The sequence below is a fragment of the Streptomyces humidus genome (assembly GCF_014649655.1).
Classification (GTDB): domain Bacteria; phylum Actinomycetota; class Actinomycetes; order Streptomycetales; family Streptomycetaceae; genus Streptomyces; species Streptomyces humidus.
Genome location: NZ_BMTL01000089.1, coordinates 1 through 5,742 on the forward strand (window position 1 = coordinate 1; position 5,742 = coordinate 5,742).

Sequence of the window (5,742 nt, forward strand, 5' to 3'; positions counted from 1 at the left end):
CAAGACCCTCGCCTGGAAGACCCCCGCCGAAGCCCTCAACGAGCACCTACTATCACTACAGGAAGCTGGTGTTGCGACGACCAGTTGAGTCCAAGCTACGTCCCGTGATCCAAGTGGAAGACCGTGCCTGCCGGCGCATAATCTCTCTGATCTCGCCTGCCCTTGACCAACTGCGCGAGAATCCGCAGGTCGGACGTGAGGAGGTCCCGGGCCTGCTGGAGCGGCTGGCCGAGGTGCCGGACCCGCGTGACCCACGCGGGGTGCGCCACCGCCTGGCCGTCGTGCTTGCTCTCACTGCGTGCGCGGTGCTGGCCGGAGCGACCTCGCTGCTGGCGGTCGGCGAGTTGATCGCCGATGCCCCTGAGTATGTGCTGGAACAGGTCGGTGCCGACCTTGATCCGCTTCTGCCGAGGCGGGTCCTTCCCGCCGAGACCACGGTCCGCCGACTGCTGGCCCGCATCGACGGCGACGCGCTGGACCTGGCTGTCGGGAACTGGCTTGCCGACCGCCGACCGAAGGCGACCGGGCTGCGCGGTCTGGCCGTGGACGGCAAGAGCCTGCGCGGCACGGCCAAAGCGAAGGGCCGCAAGATCCACCTGCTCGCCGCACTGGAACACGCCACTTCCCTGGTCCTGGCCCAGCTGGACGTCGGCGAGAAGACCAACGAGATTACGTGCTTCCAGCCGCTGCTGGACACCGTCGCCGACCTGGCCGGCACCGTGGTCACCAGCGACGCGATGCACACCCAGCGCGAGCACGCCGACTACCTCCTCGCCCGGGGCGCTCATTACATCGTGATCGTCAAGGGCAACCAGAAGAAGCTGCGGCGCCAGCTCAAGTCCCTTCCCTGGAAGGACATTCCGCTCCAGGGACGCACCCAGGGCATCGGTCACGGCCGGTCTGAGATCCGCCGGATCAAGGTCGCCACCGTGAACAGCCTCCTCTTCCCCGGAGCCCGCCAGGCCGTCCAGATCAAGCGCCGGCGCACTGATCGCAAGACCGGCAGGACCACCGTCATGACGGTCTGCGCCGTCACCAGCTTGACCGCCGAGCAGGTCACCGCGGCCCAGCTCGCCGAACTCGTCCGCGATCACTGGAAGATCGAGGCCCTGCACCATGTCCGCGACACCACCTTCGCCGAGGACGCCTCCCAGCTGCGGACCGGCAACGCGCCCCGTGCGATGGCCACCTGGCGCAACCTTGCCATCGGAGCCCTCCGCACGGCCGGAGTGAAGAACATCGCGGCCAGCCTCCGCCGCAACGCTCGCGACCCTCGCCGCCCCCTGGCACTCCTCGGTCTCGGATGATCACGAACCGGACGTCACGCGACTACGCCGAAGCCCTGGACCGGACCCGCGGAGGCTCCTTCCTCGCCGTGTTCGTCCTCGGCATGGGAATGTTCTCGATCTTCCTGTTCCTGACCTACTACCTGGAGGCCGGCATCGGCTACTCGCCGATCCAGGCCGGGCTGTCCTTCCTGTCGATGGTCGGCGGTATCGTCGCCTCGTCGACCATGGTGCCTTCGCTGCTGCTGCCCAGGGTCGGCCCGAGGATCGTGATCAGCGCCGGCTTCCTGGTCTCCGCATCCGGCATGGCCCTGCTGACCCGACTCACGCTGGACAGTAGCTACGGCGCCAACATCATGCCGGGCATGATCCTGTTGGGTCTCGGCATCGGTGGGGTGATGACCACCGCGTTCCAGGGCGCGACGGCAGGCGTGCACCACGAGGACGCGGGCGTCGCCTCGGCGCTCATCAACACCAGCCAGCAGGTGGGCGGTTCGATCAGCACCGCACTGCTGACCACCGTTGCCGCATCGGCCGCGACCGACTACGTGTCCTCGCACGAGCCGGGCGCGCTGACCGTGGCCCAGGCAGGGGTCGAGAGCTACACGGCCACCCTGGCGTGGGGCGCCGGGATCTTCGTGGTCGGTGCGGTGCTCGCGGCGTTCCTGATGCCGAATTCGGCCCTGGCGCCGTCGGAGGGCGAGCCCGTGATCGCCCACTGAGCCTGCATCCACCGGGGATCCGCGCCTCGCAGGTAGCGGGCACCTTCCGTCAACACGGCGTCAGATCCACGATGGGCTGCATTTCCGGGGCCGATGGTCACACCGGTCTGGCGGGCGCGGCCGGCCTCATGGGGATGTGCGCCTCCTGTCTGCCGCTGCTGTACCCGGTGTGCGCCATCGCGATCTCCGGGATCGCTCTAGGTGCTGCCCGTCTGCTACTGCTTCCTCGCAGAGTTCGAGCCACTGCGGCAGGACACCGGCGGTATCCGCTCGATCCTCTACAACGGCGCCCAGTGGGCGCGGGCCCGGCCAGGGGCTGGGTGAGGATGGCCGTCGGCCTCATCGAGGCCGCACTCTCCGGCTTCAGGGGTGATGGGCGGCCGCCAGGGGCTGCACCGCGTCCCGCGCAGACGAAGCTCCGAGGAGGCCGCCGCCCCGGCGTAGTGGAACCGTACTCACATGACCGCCCGGCCCGTGGGCGGCGCGAAGACCGCCCCGGCAAAGCGTCGTAAACCGATCGGTTTTCAATTTGTCCACATCGAGTTAACCTCGCGGTATGACCACCGAAGTGAAGCCAAGTGCCAGAGAGCGGCTGCTGGAGGCAGCGGCCACGCTCACCTACCGAGACGGCGTCGGCATCGGCGTCGACGCGGTGTGCAGGGCGGCCGGGGTGTCGAAGCGTTCCCTGTACCAGCTGTTCGAGAGCAAGGACGACCTGCTCGCGGCGAGTCTGGAGGAGCGCTCCTCCGCCTTCGTGGCGACCCTCCTGCCCGCGGCGGACGACGGTCGGTCACCTCGCGAGCGGATCCTGCACGTCTTCGACCGGTTGGAGGAGCAGGCGGGTGCGCCCGACTACCAAGGCTGCCGATACCTGGCTGCTCAGATCGAGCTCAAAGACCAGAGTCACCCCGCGAGCCGGGTGGCCCACCGGGTCAAGGCGAACCTGACAGTCTTCTTCCGCGCCGAGGCCGAACGGGGCGGGGCGAGCGATCCCGACCTGCTGGCCCGGCAGCTCATCTTGGTCTTCGATGGCGCCAGTGCCCGCGCCGGGATCGGCGCCGACAAACCGACCGGACTCGTCGCGCCCACGGTGGCCACCCTGCTCGGCGCGGCAGGTATGCGCTGACGCATCCCTTTTCGAGCAGTGCCGTGACCGTGCGCTCCCCGGGCTGATGGCTTCATGTCCCTGACTCCCGGTCATCGGAGGGGAGCTTGATGGACGTAAGGGTATTGACGAGCGTGCCGCGCGCCAGGAAGGCCGTCGCCTCGTCGACGTCAGCACCCAACGCCGGGTGCACGGTCCCCCAGAGCCTCATCCGGCCGAGCCCGGACCACGTCACCGCGTCGCCCTGGGTCTCGGCCGCTGCCGCGGCGGCGTAACCCTATACCTGCATCTGGGGCGTTCGCGGGTGCCGCAACTTGTGCGCGAACTCGGCGACCGCTGCGCGGATGACACTTTCGCGTCTCTCCTGCGCGCTGACCCTGTTGCTGCGGATGGCAACCTCCGCCTTGCGTGCGGAAACCGATCGGTTTACGATGATGGAAACCGGTCGGTTTCTCAGTGATCCAAGGGCTGGGCCGTGGTCACGTCCCCTTCGGGTTGGCCGTATCCGAATCACCTGTCCGCAGCAGTTCACACAAGGGGAGCCAGCGAGATGCCCAGCCCAGAGTCACGTCCCACGATTCACATTCCGGGGACCACCAGCCACACCATCGCCCCGCGCGCAGGACGCCACAGCCGTGAGGGAACCCTGCGCTACCTCATGGCGGGCACCGGTGCTCCCGTGGTCCTGCTGCACACCGTACGCACGCAGGCCGAGCACTTCCGCCACCTCATCCCCCTGATCGCGGACCAGTACACCGTGTACGCCCTGGACCTGCCGGGGATGGGCTACTCGGAGATCGTGCCCGGCGCCTCGTACGACGAGCCGTCCATGCGCGCGGGCGTCAAGCGGCTCCTCACCGAACTGGACCTCCACGACGTGACGTTGGTCGGGGAGTCCATGGGAGCGGTGCTCGCCCTGACCACCGCGGTCGATCTCCCGGAGCGGGTACGGCGCGTCGTCGCGGTCAACACGTACGACTACCGAGACGGAATCGCCCGGTCGAGTCTCCTCGCCCGCGTGGTTGTCAGCGGTGTCCTCACGCCGGGAGTGGGCCCGGTGATCGCCGGGGTGGAACCCAAGGCCGCCCTCCGCAAGATCCTTCAGGGCGGCCTCGGCGACAAGACCGCTTTGCGGGAGGACTACGTGGAAGAGCTCCTTCAGGTGGGCAGCCGCCCCGGCTACCCGACCGTCGCCCGGGCCGTGTACCAGAGCCTGCCCAGCCTCATCGCGGCCCGCTCGCGCTACCCCGATGTCAAGGCACCCGTCCACCTCGTCTACGGGGAAAAGGACTGGTCCCGGACGTCGGACCGGGAGGCCGACAAGGAGCTGCTGCCTGCCGCCGATTTCACGCAGGTGCCGGGAGCGGGCCACTTCATCGCGCTGGAACGGCCCGGCATCCTCGCCGATCTGTTGAACGCGGCTGCGTGACCGCCGCCCGACATCCAGACACGCAAAGGAACGGTGCACGACCGAAGCACCGTCGAGATCATGTGCAGTGGTCGCATCGTCGGCGATACTGGCTGATCAGGGCTTTGGCCTGATGCGCCTGGCGCCACCTGGGCATCGCCTTCGAGCGGGTCCGCAGCGTCATTCCTCGGGTGGACGGAAGGCAACGACGTTGTCCGGGACCTGGAGCGGGGCGCCGACTGGCTTTGCCGGTCGGTGAGCACCGCAGCGGCGAGGCTGAGCCGGGTGGCCACCTCCCGCAGTTCCTTGATCTCCCTTCGCTGGTTCGAGACGGTCTCCTTGAGCTTGACCACGGACTCGCGCAGTCGGCGCTCCGCCTCGGGGATCCCTGCTGCGCTTCGGTGCGTACCCGCTCGTAGAATTCGTTCTTCAGATCCGCGTGCCGCTTCATCAGCGCCACGCGGTGGACGTCGGCCTCGACGGCGAGGGCCGCGATGGTGAGACTCCCGTTGGGGGCGGTGGCCTGCCCGGCCAGGAGGCGGTCCATCGCCTCGCGGATGTGCGTGCCCGCAGCGACAGGCCGGCACGGTGGTCACGGCGGATCGCCGCGTACAGCTCGACCTTGGTCACAGATATGTGCATTGGGCCCCCAGCGGGAGAAGCACGCCGATCGTTCCACCGCAAGGCTCCAAGTGCCCATCAAAACTGGGCGACATCGGCCTCGCGCACGAAGGCGCCTCCCGCACTGAACGACAATCGCCTCCCCGACTCACCTACCTAGCCATCCCATCGATTTCGGTGCCGTGTATGGCGGGGGTCGTCGTTGGTGTGGCTGTGGCTGTGGCTGCGGGATGCTGTTCTGGTGGGTTGGGTGGGTTGCTTGGGTGGGTTGCTTGGTTGGGTGGGTGGGTTGTGGTGGTGGGTGGTGTGGTCAGGGTGAGGTGAGTGCGATGGTTGCGGTGAAGGCGGGGGTGTCGTTCTGCAGGGCTTGGACGTGGATGAGGTGGTGGGTGTTTTTGTGGTTTTCGGTGGGTGTGCGGTCGATCCAGCAGGGGGTGTCGAGTTCGACGTATTGGGTGAAGGTGGCGTCGAGGCTGGTCGGGAGTCCTGGTCGGGGGTGGGTGGCTGCGTGGGCGCTCTGGCGGGCGGCTTCGAGCAGCAGCATGCCTGGGACGTGGTCGGCCGGGTGGTCGAAGAGGACGGGGTGGGAGAAGTCGGTGC

The 5,742-nt window shown here is 68.1% G+C and carries 5 protein-coding genes; 4 read left to right on the top strand and 1 reads right to left on the bottom strand.

Translation table 11 applies throughout. From position 1 onward, the window contains the following. Positions 1–113 precede the first annotated feature (113 nt). From IE239_RS41015 to IE239_RS41030, 4 genes are all read left to right on the top strand, one after another. Positions 114–1,307, top strand: coding sequence for an ISAs1 family transposase (locus tag IE239_RS41015; RefSeq protein ID WP_373308238.1), 1,194 nt, complete (start codon positions 114–116; stop codon positions 1,305–1,307). After that, on the top strand, positions 1,304–2,008 hold the full coding sequence (locus tag IE239_RS41020) for an MFS transporter (RefSeq protein ID WP_229878804.1): 705 nt from the start codon (positions 1,304–1,306) through the stop codon (positions 2,006–2,008). Before IE239_RS41015 ends, IE239_RS41020 begins: the two co-directional genes overlap by 4 nt. A 556-nt stretch (positions 2,009–2,564) precedes the next feature. Further along, on the top strand, positions 2,565–3,134 hold the full coding sequence (locus IE239_RS41025) for a TetR/AcrR family transcriptional regulator (RefSeq protein WP_190154539.1): 570 nt from the start codon (positions 2,565–2,567) through the stop codon (positions 3,132–3,134). A 529-nt stretch (positions 3,135–3,663) separates the two neighbouring features. Next, positions 3,664–4,542 (top strand): alpha/beta fold hydrolase, encoded by an 879-nt coding sequence (locus IE239_RS41030; protein WP_190154540.1) that lies wholly within the window; start codon positions 3,664–3,666, stop codon positions 4,540–4,542. A gap of 910 nt (positions 4,543–5,452) precedes the next feature. Here IE239_RS41030 and IE239_RS41035 read toward each other — a convergent pair. Next, positions 5,453–5,742, bottom strand: a 290-nt coding sequence (locus IE239_RS41035; RefSeq protein ID WP_268254571.1) for an AfsA-related hotdog domain-containing protein, incomplete at its 5' end; no start/stop codon positions are given.